Source organism: Apibacter sp. ESL0432 (genome assembly GCF_019469225.1).
GTDB lineage: Bacteria > Bacteroidota > Bacteroidia > Flavobacteriales > Weeksellaceae > Apibacter.
The window spans coordinates 1,483,147-1,507,057 of the sequence record NZ_CP048266.1; the positions used below are offsets into that span (position 1 = coordinate 1,483,147).

22 protein-coding genes and 1 riboswitch are annotated in these 23,911 nt (G+C 29.5%); of the genes, 8 read left to right on the top strand and 14 right to left on the bottom strand.

What is annotated here, in order from left to right; all coding sequences use genetic code 11:
• The first annotated feature begins 45 nt into the window (after window positions 1-45).
• On the top strand, window positions 46-744 hold the full coding sequence (locus GYM73_RS06285; RefSeq protein WP_220233324.1) for a hypothetical protein: 699 nt from the start codon (window positions 46-48) through the stop codon (window positions 742-744).
• Between the two features lie 26 nt (window positions 745-770).
• On the opposite strand, the gene GYM73_RS10020 is transcribed toward GYM73_RS06285, so the two are convergent.
• Together GYM73_RS10020 and GYM73_RS06295 are read right to left on the bottom strand one after the other, a co-directional pair.
• Window positions 771-1,064: a Type 1 glutamine amidotransferase-like domain-containing protein gene (locus GYM73_RS10020; RefSeq protein ID WP_370625986.1), complete on the bottom strand. Its 294-nt coding sequence runs from the start codon at window positions 1,062-1,064 to the stop codon at window positions 771-773.
• Window positions 1,065-1,146: 82 nt separating this feature from the next.
• On the bottom strand, window positions 1,147-1,707 hold the full coding sequence (locus GYM73_RS06295) for a 1-acyl-sn-glycerol-3-phosphate acyltransferase (protein ID WP_220233326.1): 561 nt from the start codon (window positions 1,705-1,707) through the stop codon (window positions 1,147-1,149).
• A gap of 501 nt (window positions 1,708-2,208) precedes the next feature.
• Here GYM73_RS06295 and GYM73_RS06300 point away from each other — a divergent pair.
• Entirely contained in the window at window positions 2,209-3,162 is a 954-nt protein-coding gene (locus GYM73_RS06300) for a glycosyltransferase family 2 protein (protein ID WP_220233327.1), read from the top strand.
• A gap of 3 nt (window positions 3,163-3,165) precedes the next feature.
• Window positions 3,166-4,191, top strand: a complete 1,026-nt coding sequence (locus GYM73_RS06305) for a glycosyltransferase family 2 protein (RefSeq protein WP_220233328.1) — start codon at window positions 3,166-3,168, stop codon at window positions 4,189-4,191.
• Between the two features lie 108 nt (window positions 4,192-4,299).
• Here the strand turns inward: GYM73_RS06305 and GYM73_RS06310 are convergent, their stop codons facing one another.
• Together GYM73_RS06310 and GYM73_RS06315 are read right to left on the bottom strand one after the other, a co-directional pair.
• The gene (locus GYM73_RS06310) at window positions 4,300-4,536 is read right to left on the bottom strand and encodes a hypothetical protein (protein WP_105297914.1); all 237 of its coding nucleotides are present in this window, start codon (window positions 4,534-4,536) and stop codon (window positions 4,300-4,302) included.
• A 19-nt stretch (window positions 4,537-4,555) separates the two neighbouring features.
• Window positions 4,556-4,888, bottom strand: a complete 333-nt coding sequence (locus GYM73_RS06315) for a MerR family transcriptional regulator (RefSeq protein WP_105297915.1) — start codon at window positions 4,886-4,888, stop codon at window positions 4,556-4,558.
• A gap of 118 nt (window positions 4,889-5,006) precedes the next feature.
• Window positions 5,007-5,206, top strand: a riboswitch (cobalamin riboswitch).
• 112 nt (window positions 5,207-5,318) lie between these two features.
• Between GYM73_RS06315 and GYM73_RS06320 the strand changes: the two genes are divergently transcribed.
• The 3 genes from GYM73_RS06320 (at window position 5,319) to GYM73_RS06330 (ending at window position 10,222) form a co-directional block, all read left to right on the top strand.
• Window positions 5,319-7,355: a TonB-dependent receptor gene (locus GYM73_RS06320; protein WP_220233329.1), complete on the top strand. Its 2,037-nt coding sequence runs from the start codon at window positions 5,319-5,321 to the stop codon at window positions 7,353-7,355.
• Window positions 7,352-8,482: a YncE family protein gene (locus tag GYM73_RS06325; protein ID WP_220233330.1), complete on the top strand. Its 1,131-nt coding sequence runs from the start codon at window positions 7,352-7,354 to the stop codon at window positions 8,480-8,482. The genes GYM73_RS06320 and GYM73_RS06325 overlap by 4 nt, the downstream gene beginning before the upstream one ends.
• A gap of 345 nt (window positions 8,483-8,827) precedes the next feature.
• On the top strand, window positions 8,828-10,222 hold the full coding sequence (locus tag GYM73_RS06330) for an NADH-quinone oxidoreductase subunit N (RefSeq protein ID WP_220233331.1): 1,395 nt from the start codon (window positions 8,828-8,830) through the stop codon (window positions 10,220-10,222).
• A 257-nt stretch (window positions 10,223-10,479) separates the two neighbouring features.
• On the opposite strand, the gene GYM73_RS06335 is transcribed toward GYM73_RS06330, so the two are convergent.
• Window positions 10,480-11,568, bottom strand: a complete 1,089-nt coding sequence (locus GYM73_RS06335) for an agmatine/peptidylarginine deiminase (RefSeq protein WP_255570949.1) — start codon at window positions 11,566-11,568, stop codon at window positions 10,480-10,482.
• Between the two features lie 99 nt (window positions 11,569-11,667).
• Here GYM73_RS06335 and GYM73_RS06340 point away from each other — a divergent pair, with 99 nt between their 5' ends.
• Window positions 11,668-12,126, top strand: coding sequence for a GtrA family protein (locus tag GYM73_RS06340; protein ID WP_255410613.1), 459 nt, complete (start codon window positions 11,668-11,670; stop codon window positions 12,124-12,126).
• A 155-nt stretch (window positions 12,127-12,281) separates the two neighbouring features.
• Here GYM73_RS06340 and GYM73_RS06345 read toward each other — a convergent pair whose 3' ends face one another.
• The 9 genes from GYM73_RS06345 to GYM73_RS06385 form a co-directional block, all read right to left on the bottom strand.
• Window positions 12,282-13,202: an LD-carboxypeptidase gene (locus GYM73_RS06345; protein WP_220233332.1), complete on the bottom strand. Its 921-nt coding sequence runs from the start codon at window positions 13,200-13,202 to the stop codon at window positions 12,282-12,284.
• 100 nt (window positions 13,203-13,302) lie between these two features.
• Window positions 13,303-13,749, bottom strand: a complete 447-nt coding sequence (locus GYM73_RS06350) for a heme-binding domain-containing protein (protein ID WP_160557237.1) — start codon at window positions 13,747-13,749, stop codon at window positions 13,303-13,305.
• Window positions 13,750-13,792: 43 nt separating this feature from the next.
• A complete protein-coding gene (locus GYM73_RS06355; RefSeq protein ID WP_220233333.1) occupies window positions 13,793-15,400 on the bottom strand; it encodes an Ig-like domain-containing protein in 1,608 nt (535 codons plus the stop codon).
• Window positions 15,401-15,686: 286 nt separating this feature from the next.
• A complete protein-coding gene (locus GYM73_RS06360) occupies window positions 15,687-16,793 on the bottom strand; it encodes a DUF3810 family protein (RefSeq protein ID WP_220233334.1) in 1,107 nt (368 codons plus the stop codon).
• Between the two features lie 2 nt (window positions 16,794-16,795).
• The gene (locus GYM73_RS06365) at window positions 16,796-18,025 is read right to left on the bottom strand and encodes an FtsX-like permease family protein (protein WP_220234369.1); all 1,230 of its coding nucleotides are present in this window, start codon (window positions 18,023-18,025) and stop codon (window positions 16,796-16,798) included.
• A 270-nt stretch (window positions 18,026-18,295) separates the two neighbouring features.
• On the bottom strand, window positions 18,296-19,024 hold the full coding sequence (locus GYM73_RS06370) for a VIT family protein (protein ID WP_255570950.1): 729 nt from the start codon (window positions 19,022-19,024) through the stop codon (window positions 18,296-18,298).
• 16 nt (window positions 19,025-19,040) lie between these two features.
• On the bottom strand, window positions 19,041-19,694 hold the full coding sequence (locus tag GYM73_RS06375) for a DUF2461 domain-containing protein (protein WP_220233335.1): 654 nt from the start codon (window positions 19,692-19,694) through the stop codon (window positions 19,041-19,043).
• 160 nt (window positions 19,695-19,854) lie between these two features.
• Complete coding sequence (gene guaA, locus GYM73_RS06380) at window positions 19,855-21,387, bottom strand: glutamine-hydrolyzing GMP synthase (RefSeq protein WP_166005991.1); 1,533 nt, start codon at window positions 21,385-21,387, stop codon at window positions 19,855-19,857.
• A 497-nt stretch (window positions 21,388-21,884) separates the two neighbouring features.
• Window positions 21,885-23,063: a sigma-54 dependent transcriptional regulator gene (locus GYM73_RS06385; protein ID WP_220233336.1), complete on the bottom strand. Its 1,179-nt coding sequence runs from the start codon at window positions 23,061-23,063 to the stop codon at window positions 21,885-21,887.
• A 157-nt stretch (window positions 23,064-23,220) separates the two neighbouring features.
• Here GYM73_RS06385 and ribA point away from each other — a divergent pair, with 157 nt between their 5' ends.
• Window positions 23,221-23,811 carry a GTP cyclohydrolase II gene (gene ribA, locus GYM73_RS06390; protein WP_220233337.1) on the top strand — a complete coding sequence of 197 codons (591 nt, stop codon included), beginning with the start codon at window positions 23,221-23,223 and terminating at the stop codon, window positions 23,809-23,811.
• Window positions 23,812-23,911: the final 100 nt, after the last annotated feature.

Consider the following 23,911-nt stretch of genomic DNA (forward strand, 5'->3'; position numbering starts at 1 on the left):
AAATTTAATCGTAAATTAGCAACTAAATTAACATATTTTATTTACATGATTAAAAAATCCCTTTTAGCCGCCTGTATCTTTTCACTTTTATTTTTTGTTTCGTGTGGGAGCGATGATAATAACGCCTCAACCTTATCCGTTGACGAGCAAAATACAGCTGATGATATGGCTATTGTTAATTTTTTAAATAACTATTATTTTGATGATCTTGGGAAAGTAACCAAATTTTCTGATACGGTTACTCCAAATGATAAAGAGCCTTTGAGCAAAAATGCAATAAAATCTCCTTTAGGATACTGGGTAGTTAAAAATCCGAAGGCAGATCAGGGTATAAACACCTCCAATATAGCTGACGGTAAAAACAATATACTTATTCATTATTCATTAAAATATTTTGTTGCTACTGAAGGAGGTAATGGATATTCAACCTTGAATACTTCATCAAGCACAATTGATAATTCAGGGGTTGCACAAGAAGACCCTTTCTTTTACAAAAAGCCCAAAAACGATACAATTCAAAGTGAAAACTATTATGTGATTAAAGGTATTGTTGACGGTTTAAAGGATTTTAAGCCAACTAATAAATCTAAAAATGACCTTTACCATGTATTACAAGGTTTAATTATCGTGCCTTCTCGATTGGCATACGGTAGAGAATCCAATTATATAAACAGTAAAGATGCTACGTTCATTTTAAATTTTGAATTGTATAAAGTCTGTCCTCAAGATCAAACATGTAATTAAATTTATATATTGTTTGAATGTATCGTTCAGACAATCGTATAATTATTGTTATCAACAATTAAGCTCTGTTGATCATTGACGGGGATTAAATTTAAGTTATCTCTAAACATCAAATAGATTTGCTGGATAAAATCAGTAAAAGGATCTTCTATATAATGCGGAAAGACATTGAAATTAATAACTTTTAATGCAGTGTAATTATCCAGATCATGAGTCTTATTACGATCATCCATAACATTGATATATGTTAAATATCCATCAAAATTGTAGGCAATAGTTATAAACAGAATATTCTTGCCTGAAATCTGATTTTTACAAATAAAATCTTAAAGTTGCCGACTTGTTTCGGCAATATAAGAAATCAAAAAATATTTTTATACCTAAGAATTTAGATAATCTAATTTAATAAATCTTAGGATTATAGTTTTCAGGAAATTTAGCCATTTCCGGTTTATAAAAGTCTTCTATTTGATCAAATATCTCTTCAATCGTTTGATCGCCAATATAAATTAATTTGGAAACACCGGTTACTTTATTTTTATAATCGGCATAGGCTAGAGCAATAGGAACGTTCGCTTGCTTAGCTATATAGTAAAAACCTTTTTTCCATCGTAAGGCACGGGAGCGAGTGGCTTCCGGAGTATTTATTAAAGCCATCGAATCGGAATTTTTAATTAGTTCCGATGAATATTGAACCAAATTATTCCATTGACTTCGATCGACTCCTAAACATCCGAGTGCTTTGAAAAAGAATCCATACCATGGTTTGGTATAAGCATCTTTTATCATTACTTTATAAGGAATTTTTAAACACCAAAAACTGGCTAAACAATAATATAAATCCCAATTAGAGGTATGAGGAGCACAAATTAATACGCATTTTCTTAATTCATTAACAGGCACTTCATTTTTAAATCTCCATCCCATAACGAACAGCATTAACCTTCCTAGTAATTTTTTCATAATTTGATTACTTATTAAAAATAATTAAAAAGTTCAGTTAATTTACATTAACTGAACTTTTCACATGTATATAATTTTCTAATTAACTTAACATTGACATTATGTAATCCATAATAACTAACACCATCTTAAAGAGAATTTGTACCATGATCTATTTATTTTTTTTCTGAATTAATTAAAACACTAAACTAAAAAAAGTTATATTCAGGTGCTCTACATACTGTTATAAAAACCTGAGCTTTAATTATCAGAATCTCTACTATATATATGAACGCCCTAAATTTTTTGCTAAATTAAAAATTTTCTTTGAATTTAACTCAAATTAATTATAAATATCTTAATGGAATTTTATTTATATTTTTAATTATTTCCATACATTTTTTCGTTGCGGATACCTATAAGTTGACGTAAAACTCACTTCCTAAAATTTTTTATCTTAAAAAAGCCGATTTACACAGTTTAATTAAAAATATTTTACTTTTGTATTTATATATCTTACTTATGACTCCCTTGGTATCGGTTATTATGGCTGCTTACAATGCAGAAAAACATATATCTGCATCAATTGAATCGGTAATCAAACAAACGTATGCTAATTTTGAATTGCTGGTTATTAATGATGGCTCATCCGATAGAACTCAATCAATTATAGAAGAATTTAGTAAAAGAGATTCCCGAATCAAGCTTATTAACAACGATAAAAACTTGTTTGTTATAAAATCCCGTAATATCGGAATTGAAAATGCTAAAGGTAAATATTTGGCCATATTAGATGCTGATGATCTTGCATTACCCAATCGATTGGAAAAACAAGTTGAATTTCTGGAGAATAATCCGGATGTATTTTTAATAGGCAGCAGTGCTCATATAATTGATGAAAACAATACTATTTGTAATAATTTTATAGCTTTAACCGATTATCATGAATTAAAAAGAAATATTCTCAAAAACAATTTATTCTATCATTCTTCTATACTATTAAGAAATGATAAAGTTTTTTATCGAGAAAAAATGATTTATTCGGAAGACTATGATCTCATTTTACGGTTATTTTCAGAAGGTAAAAAAATTGTAAATCTACCTGATAATTTAATTTCATATAGACAAACCAATCATTCACTTTCTAAAACCAAAAACAGACTAGTGCAATGGTTGTTTATCAATAAAGCCCGTGAATTTTATAAAGAAAGGCTCGGTAATGGTAAAGACAGTTATGATACGTTTAATCCACAATCATTTATTAATATAGAAGATATTCATTACCCAATTAATAAAAATGATTTGTTATATGCCATGAAAATTTGTTTTTACAGAAAAGATGCAAATCAATTAAAATTTTTAGTAAAAAAATATCGTAACTATTATCCTATATCATTAGATTATTTACTTTATTCTCTATTTTCAAAAAATAAAAATACTTTTAATCTCATTTGTAAAATTTATTCTAAACTTTAAACTATGGATATTTTAATTAAATCTTTTAACCGCCCCTTTTATTTGGACAGATGCTTAGCAAGTATCCAAAAATATGTAGTGGGTACTTATTCAATTAAAGTTTTAGATGATGGAACTCCTGAAAAATATCTAAATAAAATTAAATTAAAATACCCGTCCATTAAAATTATAAAATCTGAAAATTATATAGAAAAGGAAGAAGCAATTAAAGAAAATTTTAAGTCAGGAAAAGATATTAATGGCTTTAAAATTCCTACTCAACTTTGGGTCAATTCAGTAAAAGAAGCTTCAGATTATTTCATTATAACGGAAGATGATGTTTGGTTTACGAGAAAAATTAATGTGAATGAAATCAATGAAGTAATGGAAAAAGAAAATATATCCTTACTCAAATTAGGTTGGTCGGGAAATAATAATTTTGTTGATCAGTTTAAACATGATAAAATCAATTCCGATATAATTTCCGTATATCCGGATCTTTTTACTGCCCCTCCTTTCATTCTGAAATGTTTTTTTTATAATAAATATAAGTTTTTTAGTATTTTATATAAATTGGGTTTAGTATCTAACACTACTAAAACTAAATATTGGATTTTAATTTCAATACTTATGGGTGTTCATAAAAAAGAATTTTGGCTTAAAACTTGGGAAAATATTAATGGAAAAGTTGATGAAAAAAAACAATTATACAATGCTACCCTGTATTTTAGAAAACATAAACACAAAAACATGATCGCTCAATTAAATCATGAAGTTATGAAAACTACGTTTAATTCTTCTGCTACCAATTCCTATCATAATTATGGATTCGATTTTGATGTAAATCAACTTAATTATTTAATTAATGAAAAATGGTATAATGATGCATTTGATTCCATGCAAAATTTTCCTAAGGATTTCTCAGAAGATTACATTTTATCATTTTTGAAAAATGAAAATAATCAAAAAATAAAACCGGAAGAATGGAAAAAATGGTCAGAAAAATTTAAAAATCAATATAGGATTCAGGGGTGTGCTGTTGATGATTAAAAAAAATATATTATTTATTAAATTAATCCAATCGAATCAAAGAGCAAAAAAAATAAGCAGTGATTTACTGCTTACTTTTTTAATATCATAATTTAATCTAAGAAGTCATTACTCCTCTTCATCATCTTCGTATTTTTCGATTTCAGCATCGCAAAAATCGAATGCTTGTTGAATCAATGAATTTACTTCATTAGCTACCTCTTCTTCTTCTCCTTCCAAATCGTCGAACCATTCAACCTCCTCTTCTTCTACATTTAGTATAAATCTAGGATACTCTGTATGCACAACAAATAAATCTTCAGGAAAATCCGAATTGTCTGCCATTAAAAACTTAGGTAATTTCATATTGTCTTTATTTAAATTTTTATTCGTCTAATAATTCTTTTAACTTAATTAATTCTGCCTTCACTAACTCTAAACGAGCAATGATTTCAACTTTTTTGGATAAATTTTTTTGTGATTGTAAAACAACTTTTGCTCCTTCTAAGGTATATCCTTTTTCTTTTACTAAATGAAAAATTATTTTAAAATTTTCAATATCTTTTGGGGTAAAAAAACGGTCTCCTTTTTTATTCTTTTTGGGTGAAATACTATCAAATTCTTTTTCCCAAAACCTTATAAGTGAAGTATTAACATTAAAAGCTTGTGCTACTTCGCCTATAGAATAATATAATTTTTCAGGAAGTTGTACGTTCATTATTCAAATCTAATGATTTTTTAATTCAACTTACTATTGTTCGTTTAAAAAATTAATCTTTTTTTAGAATTATTAGTACTACCCAAATAATCAATACAGATGCCCTAAAAATATTTATTTATATTTGCCTAAATTTGGTGATTGCTATTTACCGGTAAATATGCAATCTTAAAAGGGAATTCGGTGAAAATCCGAAACAGGCCCGCTGCTGTAATCTTCTAGTACGTTTTAAGAGATATACCACTGAGGAGTTGTTTTCTTGGGAAGGTTCTTAAAATGAAGTAAGTCAGAATACCTGCCAAATTTAACTATAGTTTTACAAGCTTTCGTGGAACAAGGCTGAAACATTAAAAGCATTTCATATTCACTTTTCCTGTTTACTTTTCCGGAAACTAGTTTACTATATCTGTAATTTAAGATATTCGACTCCATGATGATGAACATCAATCATAAATATAGTGTATTTGCTTTTTTATTAAGCCTGATGAGTCCATTATCTTATTCCCAAGAAAAAAAAGACAGCATTACTGTAACAGAATTACAGGAAATACTGGCAACGGGAAAAAGAAATGATAAGGGAATAATTCCTTTCCAAGAATTGAAAGGAAAAGAATTAGAAAATCGAAACAGCTCTTCGGTAGCTGATGCCGTACGATTATTTTCAGGAATTCAACTTAAAGATTATGGAGGTGTAGGAGGAATGAAAACAGTTAACATTCGAGGAATGGGAAGCGAACATGTGGGTGTATTTTATGATGGAATAGCAGTTGGAAATGCTCAAAATGGAATGGTTGATTTAGGAAAATTTTCCATGGATAATTTAGAATCTATATCAGTATACAACGGACAAAAAAGTCAAATATTCCAACCCGCTAAAGATTTCGGCTCTGCCGGAAGTATCTATTTAACTACCAAACGCCCTGTTTTTACGGGTGAAAAAAAAACTAATATAGGTGCCACTTATCGTTCCGGATCGTTTCATTTAATTAACCCCTCCCTCCTATGGGAACAGAAATTATCCACATTAATTTCATCTTCTCTTACTATGGAATATATTAATTCAGATGGAAAATATAAATTTCAACAAAAGAAAGGTAATTGGGATACCATCGCTGTAAGACAAAATGGTAACATAAGTGCTTTTAGAACAGAAGGAAATTTATTTGGTACCCTACCTCATGGTAAATGGAATCTGAAAGGATATTATTATGATTCAAGCAGAGGAATACCCGGTGCCGTTTTAAAAAATTCGTATAAAAGGTATCAGTTTGCTCAACAATGGGATCGTAATTTCTTTTTGCAGGGATCTTTTGAAAAAATAATCAGCACAAAATACAAAATAGCATTAAATGCTAAATATGCTCATGATTTTACCCATTATAAAAATTTAGAAGTTTTTAATGACCCTATTTGGGGAAATAAATATTCCAATCGCATTAATAATACTTATAAGCAAGATGAACTATATATTTCATCCTCACAACTGGTTACTTTATTTTCTTTTTGGGATATTTCTTTATCTGCAGATTACCAACATAACGGAATGAATGCCGATTTAAAAAATTTCTCTTCTCCTTCGAGAAATACAGAAATGATCGCTTTAGCTACTGCTTTTCATTGGGATAAACTTAAAATTCAAACAAGTGTTTTAGGTACATTTGTGCAAGAAAAAACGAAACATACGAACAGTATGGGTACAGCTTCAGACAGAAATGAATTTACTCCTGCTGTTTTCTTAAATTACCAACCTTCACATTCTAAAGATATTAGCATTCATGGTTTTTACAAGAGAATTTTTAGAATGCCAACATTTAATGATTTATACTATACGGATTTTGGAAATTCAAACTTAAAACCGGAATATACTAATCAGTTCGATGCGGGTATTCGTATAAATAAAAACTTTACTTCCGGTAGTTTTACTCATTTTGATTTAACTATTGATGCCTATTATAATACGGTCAAAGATAAAATTATAGCTTATCCTAAAGGACAACAATTTCGTTGGACCATGTTAAATTTTGGTAAAGCACGCATAAAAGGGTTAGACTTATCTTCTAAGACTTCAATAGTAATAAAAAACGTTTTAGTTTCAACCCTGATAACCTATACTTATGAAGATGCGCAAAATTTATCTTCTCCTATTTTAAATTATAAAAATCAACTTCCTTATATACCTTGGCACAGTGGGACACTTACTCTAGAAGCTGCTTACAGAGATTGGAATCTAAATTACAGCTTTATGTATACGGGAGAACGGTACAATTCTCCTTCTAATACTTCTGAAAATCATGTAAAAGCTTGGTATACTCATGATATACAACTTTCAAGAGAATTATTTTTCACTCATATCAAATGCGAAGCATCTTTACAAATTAATAATATTTTTAATAAATATTACGACATAGTAGCCAATTACCCCATGCCGGGTAGAAACTATACGATCATCATTAAATTAAACATATGAAAAAACTAGAAACTATGGTAGCAAGGAAATTTTTAGTACCAATTTTAGTAATTATTACAGGGTTCATTGTTTCTTGTAGTAATGACGATTCATGGTCTGAAGATGATTCAAACATTATATCCCAACCGGATGCCAAAAAAGGGTTATATATTTTGAATGAAGGTAATTATCAACAAAACAACTCTTCTCTATCCTATTTTGATTATGATACAGCCGATTTTTTTAATAACTATTTTACTAAAATCAACCCTGATCAAGGTGGATTGGGCGATACCGGTAATGATTTAAAAATTTATAAGGATAAAATGTATGCCGTAATTAACGGTTCCAATTATGTTGAAATTATGGACGCTAAAACAGCCAAGCATATAGGAAAAATAACTATTCCAAATTGCAGATACATCACATTTAACGATGACTATGCATATGTATCTTCATATGCCGGTTCTACTCCCAACGGACAAGGATATGTTGCCAAAGTTGATCTTACTAACGGCACCATTGTAAATGAAGTTACTGTCGGACGTAATCCGGAAGAAATGACTATTGTAAATAATAAGCTTTATGTTGCTAATTCAGGAGGATATTATTCTCCGGATTATGACACAACGGTTTCTGTAATTGACATGAACAGTTTTACAAAAATTAACGATATCGAAGTCGGTAAGAACTTACATAGAATACGAAAAGATAAGAATAATCATATATGGGTTACTTCAAGAGGCGATTATGCTAATTTAAAGCCTTTCGTTGCTGTTATTGATCCATCGACTGATCATGTCATTAATAAACTGGATTTAGCGGTTTCAGACTTCAGTTTTTATAAAGAAAAACTTTATTTTTATGGATCGGAATATTCTTCAGGAAAAACTATAAATAATTATGGTATTATAAATATAGATACGCAAAAAGTGATAAGTTCCCAATTAATCAAAGAGGGTTCAAAGTCTGAAATTATGTCTCCATATGGGATAATTACCGATCCTGAAGATGGCAGCTTTTATATTGGAGATGCTATGGATTTTGTTTCCAATGGAAAAATATATTATTTCTCAAAAAATGGCGACTTACAATGGTGGAAATCAACCGGCGTATCTCCCGGACATTTTGCCTTAGTAAGTAAATAAATTTTTTAAACTACTATAGCTTTAAAAAAAGTAAAAAGATTGTTTTTCAACAATCTTTTTACTTTTTGGTACTATATCTTAATATCCTACCTATTATATAGCATAAAAATATTGTCGGAAAATTGATGAAAAATGGATTAATAAATAATACTATTACTAAGTGTTAAGATAAAATCTATAAATTGGCAAGGCATCTGAAATTTAAAACAACTTATTATATTTCATAAATTTATCAAATATATCGGCATTATTATAATACGATACTATTTTCATTTTTTAATTTCACAGTTTAATCAAAAATTGTAACTTTGGCAGCAAAACTTTACAAAAAATACTAAAAATATAATGAGCATCATCATCATTATTTTCGCAGCAGCCATTCTGAGTTTATATTCAGGTGTTTTCGGGCAAGGAAAATACTCTCAACCATTTGCAATTTTAGGATTACTTATCGCTTTGATCGTCTCTTTTTATGGAGATAGTCCTTTTTTCACACGATATGCCTCCATGTTTGCTTTTGATCAAACAGCCAAAATATTTACTCAAATATCTATTTTGACCACTTTGCTAATCGTATTCTTAGGAAAATATGCATTTCGTCTCATAGATCATCATCAGGCAGAGGTATATAGCTTAATGCTTTTTGCACTTTGTGGCGGTATAGTCCTTTTCTCCTACCAAAATTTAATTACTTTATTTCTAGGTATAGAAATTTTATCTATTCCTTTATATGTATTAGCAGGAAGCAATAAGAATGACTTACGTTCCAATGAAGCTTCCATCAAATATTTCCTATTAGGAGCATTTGCAACCGGATTTTTACTTTTCGGAATTGCATTAATATACGGTATAACCGGATCTTTTGATTTACAAACTATTCGTTTATACAGCATACAAGCGACTCACTACCCTACTATGTACATAACCGGAATAATTTTATTGTTAGTCGGGTTACTGTTTAAAATATCCATAGTTCCTTTTCATTTTTGGGCTCCGGACGTATACGAAGGCTCTCCTTCCCTAATCACGGCTTTTATGGCTTCCGTGGTAAAAATATCAGGTTTTGTTGCTTTATATAAATTAGTTGAAACAGCTTTTATCGGTCAACTAAACCAATGGCAATATATAATTTTCTATGCAGCAATTTTAACATTACTATCTGCCAATATTGTAGGTGTATTGCAAAAAAATGCTAAAAGAATGTTGGCATATTCCAGTATTTCGCATGCCGGTTATTTATTGCTAATTTATTTTAATACAGATGCTAATTCTATCTATACGTTAGCGTTCTATTTATTAGCTTATTCACTTTCAACTATAGGTGCTTTTATCAGCCTTATTTACATCGAAAGAATTTCAAATGGTATTACCGATATAAATGCTTTCAACGGGCTGGCCAAGAAACAACCCATCTTAGCTTTGGTAACTACAATCTCTCTATTATCAATGGCAGGTATTCCGTTAACTTCCGGATTTATTGCTAAATTTACGTTGTTTTCACAAGCATTATATACTCAACCGATATTAGTCATTATAGCTATTATAGGATCTGCAATCAGTATTGGATACTATCTTAAGCTTATCATTGCCATGTATTTTAAACCGGGTTATAAAGAATTAAATGAAGCTAAAAAAGCTCCAATTATTTACAATGTTATTGCTGTTATATTGGTAATTTTAATAATCCTTTTGGGAATATATCCTGAACCTGTGTTTTCTTGTTTAGCTTTAGCTAATTAAGAAATAAACAGTTTTCAATGTTGAGCATTATAAGATTAGATCAACAATATCATTTAAAAAAAATACGTATAATAATATATCATACAAATAAAAAAGTCGCAATATAATTGCTTGCGACTTTTTTATTTACTTAAATTTGCTAGAAACTAGTATTTTTTATCTCTTCATTTGTAAATTACAAAGTGTTCTTTGTTTCAGATAATTTGGGTTATAATTAAATCGTTAAACACATCCATTCCACTTATTAAATATAGCTATTAAATCGCCGGTTCCTGTTGACTCAAACAATGAAAACTTCCTAATCCCCAAATTATATCAGTGGAATCTATTCCTATTACATTCCTATTCGGAAAACATTTTTTTATGATATCCAACGCTCGTTTATCATTTTCACCATTAAAAATTGGTACAATCACTGATTTATTAGCTATGTAAAAATTTGCATAAGAAGCAGGTAAACGACATCCATCGTAATATACCGGTTCCGGCATAGGTAATTCTATAACTTGTAAAGGAGAACCATCGGAAAGTTTCATAGCTTTTAATTGTTTTAGATTTTGTTGTAATATGTGATAGTTTTCATCATTTTTATTATTTTCTACCACAGCAAGTACGGTATTTTCATTTATAAAACGTACGGTATCATCTATATGACCATCTGTATCATCTCCAACAATTCCCTCATCGATCCAAAGGACTTGATTTACTCCATAATAATTTTTCAGATATTCTTCGATTTGACTTTGATTTAAATGAGGATTTCTGTTTTTATTAAGTAGACATGACTTAGATGTTAGGACCGTTCCTTTACCGTTAAATTCAACGGAACCACCTTCCATCACTATGCCCGGATTAAAAACAGGTAATCTTTCTTCTTTGGCTATATGAAGAGGTATTTCATTATCCAAATCATAAGGAGGATATTTATCACCCCAGGCATTATAATTCCAATTTACAATGGCTTTTTTATGTTCTAATGAATGGGGATTAATTACAAACGCGGGACCATGGTCGCGACACCAAGCATCATTAGTAGGATGAATATAAAAATTGATCATATCCAAATTAGCATTTGTTTTTTCTATATAACTCATGGCAAAGTCTTTCATCTCAACACTAACCACATTTATATTAACTTCTTCCCCTTTAGATACTTCTGCTATAAATTGCGCATACGGGGCATAGATTTTTTCTATTTTACCCGGCCATGATAATTCTTTATGCGGCCAAGATAACCAAGTAGATTTATGAGGATAAAATTCAGCCGGAAAAAAGAATCCCAATTCTTTAGGAGTTTTATTTAAAAATTCTTGCGGAGTATATTTCATATAATCTTTGCTTGACATATTCAGTCTATGTTTTAAATTATTATTTATTTAATCCAAAATTACAGAAATAAAAAAAATTAATCTATTTTTGTAAAAATTTTTAATAATTTCTATTAAGTGATCACTTCCATAAATAAGCACAAAAAACAATTAGTTTTGTTTTTTCTAGCAGGAGCCTTAAGTGCCGTAATTGAAATTTTTTGTATGAAATTACTAAGCTTGCCTAATATGCTGCCTCATTTTTTTTCTTTTGAAAACAAGTCCAACGCTTACCCATTATCCAATCTTTTATCTACCGGAGCGGGTATTTTGAGCAATTATTTTTTTAGCATTCGCTATGTTTTTGAACGAGGTAAACATTCCAGAAGAAAGGAATTTGTATTATTTTTTAGCCTTTCTATAATTACTATGTTTATGAGCTGGGGAGCATTTGCGTTTTTTCATTTTTTCGTTAACAAACCCATTAATTTTTACTTTTATACTATAGGAGACATAGTATTTTGTAAAGCTGCCGCTATTTTCGCAGTATCTATAATCAATTATATCGCAAAAAAGAAAATAGTATTTTCTAATTAATAAAAATTTATAATCTTATAATCTAAATACAGTATAATATTTACTGTATTTAGGATTTTCATGCTTTGAGGTTAGTTTTAATACTGCCTATATATATTGAAAAAAGATCGTATTTCGATCTGATATATTTATTTTCTATTAACTATATCTATTGATTAAATTGTATTTCTAAGAAAAACCTTATCTTTTTGTATATCTAGAATTATGTTTCCTCCCATCATTAAGGCGCGTGTATCGAAAATATGTCCCCCGGGAAAACCAAATGCCATGGGAATATTGTATTTTTGAAATCGTAAAGCAATAATTTTATAGGCTTCTTGATCAAACGGTTCATCATAGAATTTATTTTCATCTTTTGAATCCATTTTGGTAAAAGCTCCTACCAGTAATCCTTTAATTTTATTAAGTACTCCCGCTCTTTTCAATCCGATCAGCATTCGATCAATATGATAATAATTTTCATACCAATCCTCCATAAATATAATTTTATCTTCCCAATGATCTAAGGATCTACTTCCTAACAGACTGTATAAAATCGATAGGTTGCCTCCTGTCAAAATTCCTTCAACTTTTCCTGGTTTATTAAAAGAAGTGCTTTCTATTTCATATTCAAGTTTTCTATTCTCTAAGGCATCCACAAGGGTTGTATAGGTTTCATTTGACTGTCCTTGCGGTAATGATTTACAAACGGTTGCATGTAAAGTAGGAATTCCTCTTCTATTAAAATGCTGATGAAAAACCGTATTATCCGAATATCCGATTAACCATTTAGGATTTTCTTTAAATTTATTCAATTTTAAAAAATCCACTAGTTGTACACCTCCATAGCCGCCTCGGGCAAACCATATAGCCTTAGCACGGGGATGATCTAATGCCCATTGCAAATCTTCCAACCTTTCTTTTACTGTTCCCGAATAATTATATCCGAAATAATAATGATTGAATGTATTTTTACCTATTTCATACTTCCAGCCTTGTTTTGTAATTATATCTATCGCCGGTTGAATGTCCTCTTTTTTAACTGCTCCTGCCGGTGCTACAATTAAAATAGTATCTCCTTTTTTAATAGGTTTCATAAAATTATGATATAAACTCATTACTATCCTGTTCTGTTGATTGATTTAATTTTCCTTTTACATTTTCCATCTAACAGGTATCTACAAAATGTATGCATTTTTAATTTTTTATGCTACATTGTGTCTGAAACCAATTGAGTAAAAGGATATAATCTTTTTCCGATAAATTTGCCTCTTTGTGCATCCAAAGATAACTGTTGAGGGGCATGGTTTTATTTTCAATTACTCGGTATAGGGATGAATTAATATGTTCTTTCTGATAACGATTATATTTTCCATATTCTGAAAAATTAACATATTCTTTTCCTTGATTTACATGTTCTTTAATAAACCAAGATATAGGAGCAATGGAAGAATACCATGGATAATTTACTTCATTAGAATGACAATCGTAGCAGGCTTTTTTTAAAATTTTTTGTATTTCCGGAGTTGCATGTGTTACCCGGTTATAGTCTATTTTTTTGTTAACCGATGGATTTTCTTTATCTATTTGAATTAATTGGAAAGATAAAAAAATGATAATTCCATAAAGCAATATTTTTTTCATCAGTAATGAATTATCGTTTATAGTTTAAATATGGATACTGAATTTATAAAATCCAAACTTCATTAATATCCCATAAGGGCCTGACATCGATAACATTGGGATATAAATAGGTTGGTTCTGCCGGTTTGAAATTTTCCAGATCTGCCGGATCCCAAATTCCGCTATTATTCTGATCTACCAATATACGAATCAAATATTTTCCCGGTTTCATGTTTTGAAATACAAAAGTATCTTGTGATCCATAAATATTTTCCAATACTTCGTATTTTTCATTTACCAGTTGAAAGAAAAATTTTGAATCAGGCTTATTTTGTAATCTGATACTTAAATTTCCAAATTCATTCTGCTTTTTGGTTTTAATAACATATGACAACGTATCTTTATTAGTTTGATTTAAAAAATCTTTAAATGATTGATCTTTGATGGTTACCTTGTATTCCGTATCATAAGCTACAGGAAATATAATAGCAATATTTTTAGCATTTAAAGAATCTATTTCCGCATTAAAATTTATGGGTTCATTATTTTTACTTACTTCAATTCTGTTTTTGTCAATCCGATTAATGTAATTGGATGCTTTTAACATAAAACAGGCAGTGGGTGAAACTTCTTTTTCAATGGGTGTAATTGACAACTCAGATTTTAAGGTATTATCATATAATAAATTAAGCGTATCAACTTTTTGAAGGTATTTTAAAAGTAATTTTATTCTAAATTTCTTCTCTGTTTTTTTGAATTCTGCATTGTTAAAATATACATATAAACTGTCAGCAAAGGGCTGATGTTCTATTTTATAAGAAGGAAAATCACGATCAACAGGAGTTATACTTAATTTATCGGGGTGTCCTTTAAATTTTACTTTTATTATGCCTTGACCCTCTTGTTCTGCTTTTAAAAATTTGTACGATTGCTTTACAGGAGACAATACTAATGAATAAGTTTCCGGATACAAGGGATTTATATCTTTTGCTGCAAATCCTACCATTTCTTTATCCGTGTCAGGAATTAAATTTGAATTTAGATCATTAAATGCCAATAATCTATATTTTCCTTCATGTAAATGTTTTAATTTGAAATTTCCTGCAGAATCTACTCTTGAAATGTAATAGGGTTTATTTTTTAAATTTACGGAATCTTTACCTGATTTATCTTTTTCAATCTTATACAAGGATACGATCGTCGGGTTTGCCAATTCTTTTTTTAAACTTTGCCTAACCGTACCATTAACTTGTAGACTATCAATTGTATTTCCCGTAGAAAATGTATAGGAAAAATTGTTTAATTTATTTCCTTCGTTATTATCTTGAATACTCGATCCAAAATTGATAGTATAGGTAGTATTCGGAAGTAACGGTTCATAAAAACGAACGGTTACGTATTTCCTTGCTGTACCAACCGGAGAAATGGTTGGGGTAATTGCGGGAGGTGGTGAAATGATGACCTGCTGTGCTATATCTTTCAAAATCACATATTCATCAAAATTTAATACAATTTCTTTAGTATTAGGATTAACATTTGTAGCTAATGTATCCGGTTTAGAGCCTAAAAATTTAGGAGGTGTAATATCTTTAGGACCTCCGCTTGGACTCCCAACACGTGCACATGAAATTATTAGGCTGCTTACTACAAGAATTTTAATTATTTTATACATATACAAAGTTTAGTATAGTGTTTACAAATATACTTATTGTGTCCCATTGTCAAGTATTTAATTCTTAATTTATCTTCATCGATGTAAATTTTTGTTTTATACTTGAAAATACCTGATTTTATTGATTCAATAAATCAGGATAATCTGATGTATGACCGGTCAATAAAGTAAAGGGATGAACCGGATATGATTCAACTATAACCGGTTGATTATATACAAAGTTTATGAGTTTAGTGAAGATATAAATTTATATAACTATAAACTATTGCTTCTCTTAATTTTTATTTTATTGAATTAAAGGGTTTTCTTTTAAAAACAAGGAAGGATATTGTTTTTTGTAATAGCTGACAATCATTTGAGATACAAGATTATAAGCAATAATTCCCTCTTTTTGCGAATTTGATTTAAGGTATATATTATTCATATAAGAAAATACATCTGATCCTAACCCTGACATTCCCAGATAATATTTTTTTTCTTTTTCTCGATCTAATTTCATTCCTTCCGAATAATTTCGTAAAAGTAAATGCACAAATGCAGAATCATTTACATAGATTTCTCGCAATAGATAATTTAAAGCTTTATATTTAACACTATATTGAAAATCTTTATTAGGTGAAGATTCTCCCATATAAAAGGAATAAAAGTTTGCTTCATCTTCTCTAGCCACTCCTACCTGATGTCCCATTTCATGTGCTATGGTAAAGGGGATCGATGTATCGGGAATTCCTTTAGCTACTTGAGCTTCTCCTGTAAATGGATTATAATATCCTAGTATTCCCAACTTAATTAAAATGGGATTAAAGATTGATTTTTTAACGTTTTCATTTTGCCTCGGAATACCATAAAAAGCACTTTGTTCTTGATTAATTATTTGAATCATTTTTTCACGGTTGACCGTAAATTCTCCTTTTTTATTGTTGGAAACTTCCTCCTTTAATTTAACACATTCATTCAACAAATGACCCGCAACAATTTTATAATCAATTAGAAATAATTTTTCTTGAGAATTTTCATATTGGGAGAAATTTCTATAGTTGTATAAAAGCCCAAACGACAACATAAACCATCCGTATAAAATGTTTAAAAGAAGTAAGATCTTTATAAAACATGTTGCTATTTTTTCTTTCTTCTTTTTAATAAAAAAAACGAATGCTTGTATCAAACATGCTAAGATAAATACGGCTAAAATTATATAAAATATATCTCCTATTGAAATTGAAATATTTCCGAATACTGAATTTAAAAAAAACTTTACTTTTATTATAAATCGATAGTACCAACTATCCGTCGGATTTAAACTCAATTTTATAACTTGAAATATGAAAAATTGCAACAAAAGTGAAGATAATAAACCGCTTATACTTACTTTTATTTTCTTCTTATTTAACATATTTATTGAAATTTTATAGCTTTTATAGGAGATATTTTAGTTATTAAATAAGAAGGTAAAAGTAATACTATTCCGCTAATAACTAAAGAAACCAAAGATATAATAAAAATATAAAAGAAATTTATGTAAACCGGTACTGAACTTACATAGTAATTATCAGGATTCAATTTTATAACCTCAAAATACTTTTGAATATATAACAATGCAATAGCAATACAATTTCCCACCAACAATCCCGGAATCATTATGAAAAGAGTATAATTTATAAAAATTTTTCTTATTTGTTTATTTGATGCTCCCAACGTTTTTAACATTCCTATTGAATTGGTTCGCTCAATTATCAAAATAAGAAGAACCATAATAATATTGATGACAACTACAACCATCATAATCGACATGATTATGAAAATATTGGTATCAAAAATACGTATCCAATCATTGATTTGTGAAAATGTTGTTGTTGCCTTTTCTGCATAATTATTAAATCCGGCACATTCTTCAATTCTAGGGAAAACCGTGTCTAAATCTTCAATATCTTTTATAAAAATATCATATCCTCCTATATCATCTTCGTTCCAATGATTTAATTTTTGGATATGCTGAATATCTCCTATCAAAAAGACATCATCAATTTGTTTTATATCTGTCCTGAAAATTCCCTTCAATGTAAATCGTCTGTAAATAGGTGTTTGATTTTCTCTTACAAAAAACATGACAAAGGTTGAATCAATATCCAGCTTCATTTCTTTGGCAATTTTTTCGGACAAAATCACCTCATTACTTATCGAATTTTTAGAATAATAGGGAATTTCCCCTTTAATCATGAACTCTTTAAATCGTTTGCGGTCAAAATCTTCCGAAACTCCTTTTAAAATAACTCCGGCAAAACTTATATTTGTTCTAATTACGCCGCTTCGGGTAGCATATTCTTGAATATTGGAAACCTCAGGATTATTTTTTATTTTTTCAAGCTGTACATTTTTTCTATTTAGTTTGGAACTGTTGAATGAATTGTTACTGTCGTAACTTCTAATGGTGATATGACCGTTGAAATCGGCCATTTTTTGTTTAATGGCTTTTTTAGATCCAAGCCCTATAGCCATAGTTAAAACAGACACTACGATACCTATTGCAATAGCCGTTTGACCGATACGAATGATGGTTTGCGAAAGATTATTTTTATTACTTTTTGATAAAGCTATTTTTTTGGATATAAACCAGGTAAAATTCAACTCGGAAATTTTTTTCAAATATAAATAATTGTTTACTATTTTAATCTTTTTTAGCCTATTTCGTTATATAATCGAGGATTTTAAATTTATGTGTATAGATATTTTCTATAAATTGAATCGTTCCATAGTATTTTTAGTAGTATTTTTTGTAATCATTAATGATTTAAAGGTTTAATCGTAGCTTAACTAAAATATAGATAATACACTTAATTTTAGAAACATTCCATTAGATAAAAACAATTTAACAGATTAATTCTTATAAAATTTATACTATCCGACTTGAACGCCAAAAAGATGCCCAACGAAGGCTGCTAATCCCATCGAAAGAGTACCCCAAAAAGCAATTTTGAACATACCTTTTAGCATGCTATACCCTCCGGTCTTTGCAGATATGGCTCCAAGTATAATAAGAAAGATAATTGAAAACAAATATTGCATTAATACCATATGATTGAGAGGTGCAAAAATCGAAAGAAGTAATGGTAAAATTCCACCCGATAAAAAAGAAAATAAGGATGCTAAAGCTGCTTGCAAAGGACGAGCTTTAGATATTTCATTAATTCCCAGCTCATCCCTCGCGTGGGCTGCTAACGCATTATGATTCGTAAGTTGTTCAGCTACTTTAATTGATAATTCCTTATCTAATCCCCGTTTTTGATAAATTTTAGCTAGTTCTTGTAATTCTACCTCAGGTGTCGCATCTAATTCTCTTTGCTCTCTGATTAAATCTGATTTTTCAATATCCTCCTGAGAACTTACCGAAACATATTCTCCTGAAGCCATAGACATGGCTCCGGCAATTATCCCCGATACAGCAGATAAAATAATAAATTCTCTATTGGTACTAGCTGCTGCAACTCCTATTACTAAACTGGTTGTAGAAAGTATTCCGTCATTTGCTCCTAAAACTGCTGCACGCAACCAACCGATCTTATGAACATAATGTTTTTCTGAGGTATAAGATTTTTTTTCCATCATAATGAAGTAATCATCAATCATTATACCTTAATTAGATTTATTCGTGAGCGAATTCTTCTAAAAATTCATAAATCGGATGCATAATTTTATATAGATTCGTAGTATATTCTATAAAGCTATTAGAAAATAATTTTTCTTGGGCGAAGGGTTTGGTTACATAAAATCGTTTTAATTTCAAATATTCAACTGCCGGGCTTTCTATATCAAATCCTACAGGTACTCTTTTTAAAACATCGGAATCTCTGGATAAATCGCCGATTTCTTTTTTGAATTTGCTTTCAGATAGAATCGATTTAAATTCTTCAAAATTTTCTTCAATACCTTTTCGAACGTTCTTTACTTGTTTCGGAGTTAAGTCATAAAATCCACAGCTTAGAAAATTATTATTCGGTTGTATGTGTATATAAAATCCTGATCCTTTTTTTTCATTGAATACCGCTCCAAAATGAGTTTTATAAGGAGTTTTGTCTTTTGAAAATCGTATATCTCTATAAATCCTGAATATACATTTTTTAGGATTTAAATATCTAGTTTGGATATCAAATTGAGAAATTGATTGAAGCAGCTCAGTCACTAATTGCTCAAAATCTTTTCGTGAATTTTCATACCGGTCTTTATTTTCAGTGAACCATTCTCTATTATTATTTTTAGTTAATTCTGATAAGAAATTTATAGATTCTTTATGTAACATGCCATTTTATTTACTATATACAAATATATCAATAAACATTATATTTAATTATAAAAATATGAACATTTAGTTATCTTGTCCATTTATGCATGAAATGTTAAAATAAAAAAACGTCCTGAATTGAATTAATTCAGGACGTTTTTTTATATATACTATTTTATTATTCCCATTCAATAGTAGCCGGTGGTTTAGAAGAAATATCATAGGCCACGCGATTTATACCTTTAACTTCATTGATAATACGATTAGAAACTAATTCTAAAAATTCGTAAGGGAATTTTGACCAAGTAGCCGTCATAAAGTCTACAGTATTGGCTGAGCGTATCACTGCTGTATATTCATAAGTCCTTTCATCCCCCATAACTCCAACCGATTTCACGGGCAAAAGAACTACAAATGCCTGACTTACTTTATCATATAAATCGTGTTTATTTAATTCCTCAATAAATATATCATCTGCTTCCTGTAAAATTTTTACTTTTTCTTCATCAACTTCACCTATCACGCGTATTCCCAAACCGGGTCCGGGGAATGGATGACGGTATACCAATTCTTTTGGAATGCCTAATTCAATACCCACTTTTCTAACTTCATCTTTAAATAATTCTCGCAAAGGTTCTAATAATTGGAGATTAAGTTCATCGGGTAGACCGCCTACATTATGATGTGATTTAATTACTGCTGAAGGTCCTTTTATAGATTTAGATTCTATTACATCGGGATATATAGTTCCTTGAGCAAGGAAATCTATATTTTCCATTTTAAATGCTTCTTCTTCGAAAACTCGTATAAATTCATTACCTATAATTTTTCTTTTTCTTTCCGGCTCATCTACACCTTTAAGTTTAAAGAAAAACCTTTCTTCTGCATTTACTCTTTTTATATTCATATGAAAATGCTCTCCGTAAACTTTCATCACCTTGTCTCCTTCATTTTTACGCAATAAGCCCGTATCTACAAAAATACAGGTAAGCTGATTTCCTATGGCTTTATGTATTAAAACAGCTGCAACGGAAGAATCTACCCCTCCGGAAAGTCCGAGCATTACTTTTTTGCTGCCAACTTTCTCTCTGATCTTTCTGACTTCTGTTTCTATAAAATCAGAAATCTCCCAGTTTTTACTGCATTGACAAATATCAAAAACAAAATTTCTTAATATATGCTCTCCATAGTCACTGTGGGAAACCTCAGGATGAAATTGAACAGCATATATTTTTTTATTTTCATGAGCAATACATGCTATAGAATTAGTGGATGTTCCAATAAGTTCAAAACCTTCAGGTAATTTAGTTACTTCATCAAAATGACTCATCCATACTGTAGAGTTTTCAGGTAAATTAGTCAGTAACGGAGTATTCTTAACAATTTTAAAATCAGACTTCCCATACTCTCCTTTTATTCCTTCCGATACTTCGCCTCCTAAAATTTTAGCCGTAACCTGCATACCGTAGCAAATTCCCAAAACGGGTATATTTTGCTCGTATAATTCCTTTTCAACCAGATGAGCATCCTTTGAATTAACGGACGAAGGTCCTCCGGAAAGTATAATTCCTTTAGGCCGGTGTGATAATATTTCTTCTAATGGAGTATAGTAGGGTAAAATTTCAGAGTATACACCAAATTCGCGGATTCGACGTCCAATCAATTGATTATATTGGGAACCGAAATCCAAAATGATAATTCCATTTTTCATTAAGTATCGTATAAATATATTTTTAATGCCACCGATGAACTTTATTTAAATTAAAAACCTTATGATATGTATGTGTACTTAAAATCAGTTTTTACTAAACTGAAATTAATGTATATATTTTTGAATCATTGGTTTAAATATTTCAAAATGAGTTTCGGCTGAATTTTAAATTAAACAGAGTTTTATTTTTAAAATTTTGCAAATTTAAAAAATTTATAATAGATCTCTACATTCAGCATTTACGGCTTTATAACATATTTACCCCATATAATAAATATATGTTAAATTATGGTAAAATGCAATTAATTTATAGCACTATTGACTACAATTAATTAAAACCAAATAATTATTTAAAATAACATAAATAATTGATTAATTAGCCCTATTAAATATATTTATATGAATAAATTTTAATTTATATTATACAATTTAAAATTAGTAAAAGAAAATAAAATTATAGATTTTATAAAATAAAAGTCTTTTTAGCTTGATTAGTATTAACAAAAATTTATAACATCTTGTTTAGTGATTGTATCTCCGCCCAAAATAATTAATCTCTCCACAACATTCCTTAATTCTCGGATATTTCCGGTCCATTCAAAAGTTTTTAATAATTCAATAGCTTCTTTATCAAACTTTTTAACTTTAGAACCCTGTTCTTCTGCAATAATTCCTGAAAAATGTTCAATTAACAGAGGGATGTCTTCAATTCTGTCTTTCAATGCAGGAACTTTTAGTTCAATAACAGACAATCTATGATATAAATCTTCTCTGAATCTGCCTTGTTTAATTTCTTCTTTTAAATTTTTGTTCGTTGCAGCAATTACACGAACATCTACAGAAATTTCATTATCACTACCGACTCTGCTAACTTTTCCCTCTTGTAAAGCTCTTAAAACTTTTGCCTGAGCTGATAAACTCATATCACCTATTTCATCCAAAAACAGGGTTCCTTTGTCAGCTAATTCAAATTTACCTTGCTTATCTTTTACTGCTCCCGTAAAAGATCCTTTCATATGACCGAAAAGTTCGCTTTCGATTAATTCAGAAGGGATAGCAGCGCAATTTACTTCGACGATAGTCATTGCGGCTCGATCACTTTTTTCATGTATGGAATGAGCTACCAATTCTTTACCTGTACCATTGGGACCGGTAATTAATACCTTGGCATCTTTTGCAGCTATTTTATCAATTATTTCTTTAATTTCGTTTAGCTTTTTAGAATTTCCGATCATTTCATACTTCTTGCTTACTTTCTTCTTTAGTATTTTATTCTGAGAAAATAGCTTTTGGTTTTCAGTGATCAAATTTTTCTTATCCAATGCGTTTCTTACTGCACTTAATAACCTGCCTAAATCCGGGGGTTTAGGAATATAATCAAAAGCCCCTTTTTTAATACAATCAACTGCAATTTCAATAGTACCGTGTCCCGAAATCATAATAAAGGGCAATAAAGGTTTTTCTTTCATGACCTGACATAATAATTCCTCACCGTCCATCTTTGGCATTTTGATATCACAAATTACGAGGTCATATTCATTCTTGTCAATTAATTGCTTAGCTTCCAATCCTTCTTTAGCTTCATCAATCTCAAATTTTTTATTTTCATCAAGCAGTATGTTTTTTAAAACTCTTCGTATAGTTTCCTCATCTTCAACAATTAAAATTTTTGTCATAAATTAATTTATTTGTACATACAAAGATACTGCTTTTAGGTTAAAAATTGATTGCTATATAGTTACTCATTTAGATTTATCCTAAATAAAGTTAATGAATACTGCCAATTTCACATATCAATAATTGTATTAATTTTGCTATTTGTAAATAATGAAGATGAAAAGACAAGCGGAAGCTAATTTACCCACCGAATGGGGAGAATTCGAAATAATAGCATATTCGGAAAATGAAAACGATTGGATGCCTCATCTGGCAATGATCAGTAAAAATACAGATTTAAAAAAAACCGTAAATATTCGTATACATTCTGAATGCATTACAGGGGACTTATTTCATTCGAAACGATGTGATTGTGGAAAGCAATTAGATGCAGCCATGAAATATATCCATGAAAATGGTGGGGTTCTCCTTTATTTAAGACAGGAAGGTAGAAATATCGGAATTATTAACAAACTTAAAGCATACAATCTTCAAGACAAAGGTCTCAATACTGCTGAAGCTAATATTGAATTAGGATTTCCTGCCGATGCAAGAGATTTTAAAATTGCCGTGGAAATTTTGGAGGACTTGGGTATCCAATCTGTAAATTTATTAACTAATAATCCGGAAAAGATATCGTTTATAAAAGATAGTTCGATTAAATTAATCCATAGAATCCCTCTTGAAATTAATCCGGAAAAAGAAAATTTAGAATATTTAAAAACTAAAAAGGATTTCTTCGGTCATTTTCTGAATAATATTTCTTAAAAAAATATATTTACTCCATTAAAGGAAAATTATTTTCAACGTGAGTATTTATATTATTTTTTATATTTTATACTAAATTTTAGGGAATATGGGTTTTCAT

Bases quoted from the DNA above. Each gene is read 5' to 3' on its own strand.
- GYM73_RS06345 (WP_220233332.1), bottom strand. From the start codon at position 13,202: ATGAAACCTATTAAAAAAGGAGATACTATTTTAATTGTAGCACCGGCA.
- GYM73_RS06335 (WP_255570949.1), bottom strand. From the start codon at position 11,568: ATGTCAAGCAAAGATTATATGAAATATACTCCGCAAGAATTTTTAAAT.
- GYM73_RS06360 (WP_220233334.1), bottom strand. From the start codon at position 16,793: ATGTTAAATAAGAAGAAAATAAAAGTAAGTATAAGCGGTTTATTATCT.
- GYM73_RS06320 (WP_220233329.1), top strand. From the start codon at position 5,319: ATGATGATGAACATCAATCATAAATATAGTGTATTTGCTTTTTTATTA.
- GYM73_RS06355 (WP_220233333.1), bottom strand. From the start codon at position 15,400: ATGTATAAAATAATTAAAATTCTTGTAGTAAGCAGCCTAATAATTTCA.
- GYM73_RS06350 (WP_160557237.1), bottom strand. From the start codon at position 13,749: ATGAAAAAAATATTGCTTTATGGAATTATCATTTTTTTATCTTTCCAA.
- GYM73_RS06385 (WP_220233336.1), bottom strand. From the start codon at position 23,063: ATGACAAAAATTTTAATTGTTGAAGATGAGGAAACTATACGAAGAGTT.
- GYM73_RS06370 (WP_255570950.1), bottom strand. From the start codon at position 19,024: ATGATTGATGATTACTTCATTATGATGGAAAAAAAATCTTATACCTCA.
- GYM73_RS06375 (WP_220233335.1), bottom strand. From the start codon at position 19,694: ATGTTACATAAAGAATCTATAAATTTCTTATCAGAATTAACTAAAAAT.
- ribA (WP_220233337.1), top strand. From the start codon at position 23,221: ATGAAAAGACAAGCGGAAGCTAATTTACCCACCGAATGGGGAGAATTC.
- GYM73_RS06305 (WP_220233328.1), top strand. From the start codon at position 3,166: ATGGATATTTTAATTAAATCTTTTAACCGCCCCTTTTATTTGGACAGA.
- GYM73_RS06315 (WP_105297915.1), bottom strand. From the start codon at position 4,888: ATGAACGTACAACTTCCTGAAAAATTATATTATTCTATAGGCGAAGTA.
- GYM73_RS06285 (WP_220233324.1), top strand. From the start codon at position 46: ATGATTAAAAAATCCCTTTTAGCCGCCTGTATCTTTTCACTTTTATTT.
- GYM73_RS06310 (WP_105297914.1), bottom strand. From the start codon at position 4,536: ATGAAATTACCTAAGTTTTTAATGGCAGACAATTCGGATTTTCCTGAA.
- GYM73_RS06325 (WP_220233330.1), top strand. From the start codon at position 7,352: ATGAAAAAACTAGAAACTATGGTAGCAAGGAAATTTTTAGTACCAATT.
- guaA (WP_166005991.1), bottom strand. From the start codon at position 21,387: ATGAAAAATGGAATTATCATTTTGGATTTCGGTTCCCAATATAATCAA.
- GYM73_RS06330 (WP_220233331.1), top strand. From the start codon at position 8,828: ATGAGCATCATCATCATTATTTTCGCAGCAGCCATTCTGAGTTTATAT.
- GYM73_RS06295 (WP_220233326.1), bottom strand. From the start codon at position 1,707: ATGAAAAAATTACTAGGAAGGTTAATGCTGTTCGTTATGGGATGGAGA.
- GYM73_RS06300 (WP_220233327.1), top strand. From the start codon at position 2,209: ATGACTCCCTTGGTATCGGTTATTATGGCTGCTTACAATGCAGAAAAA.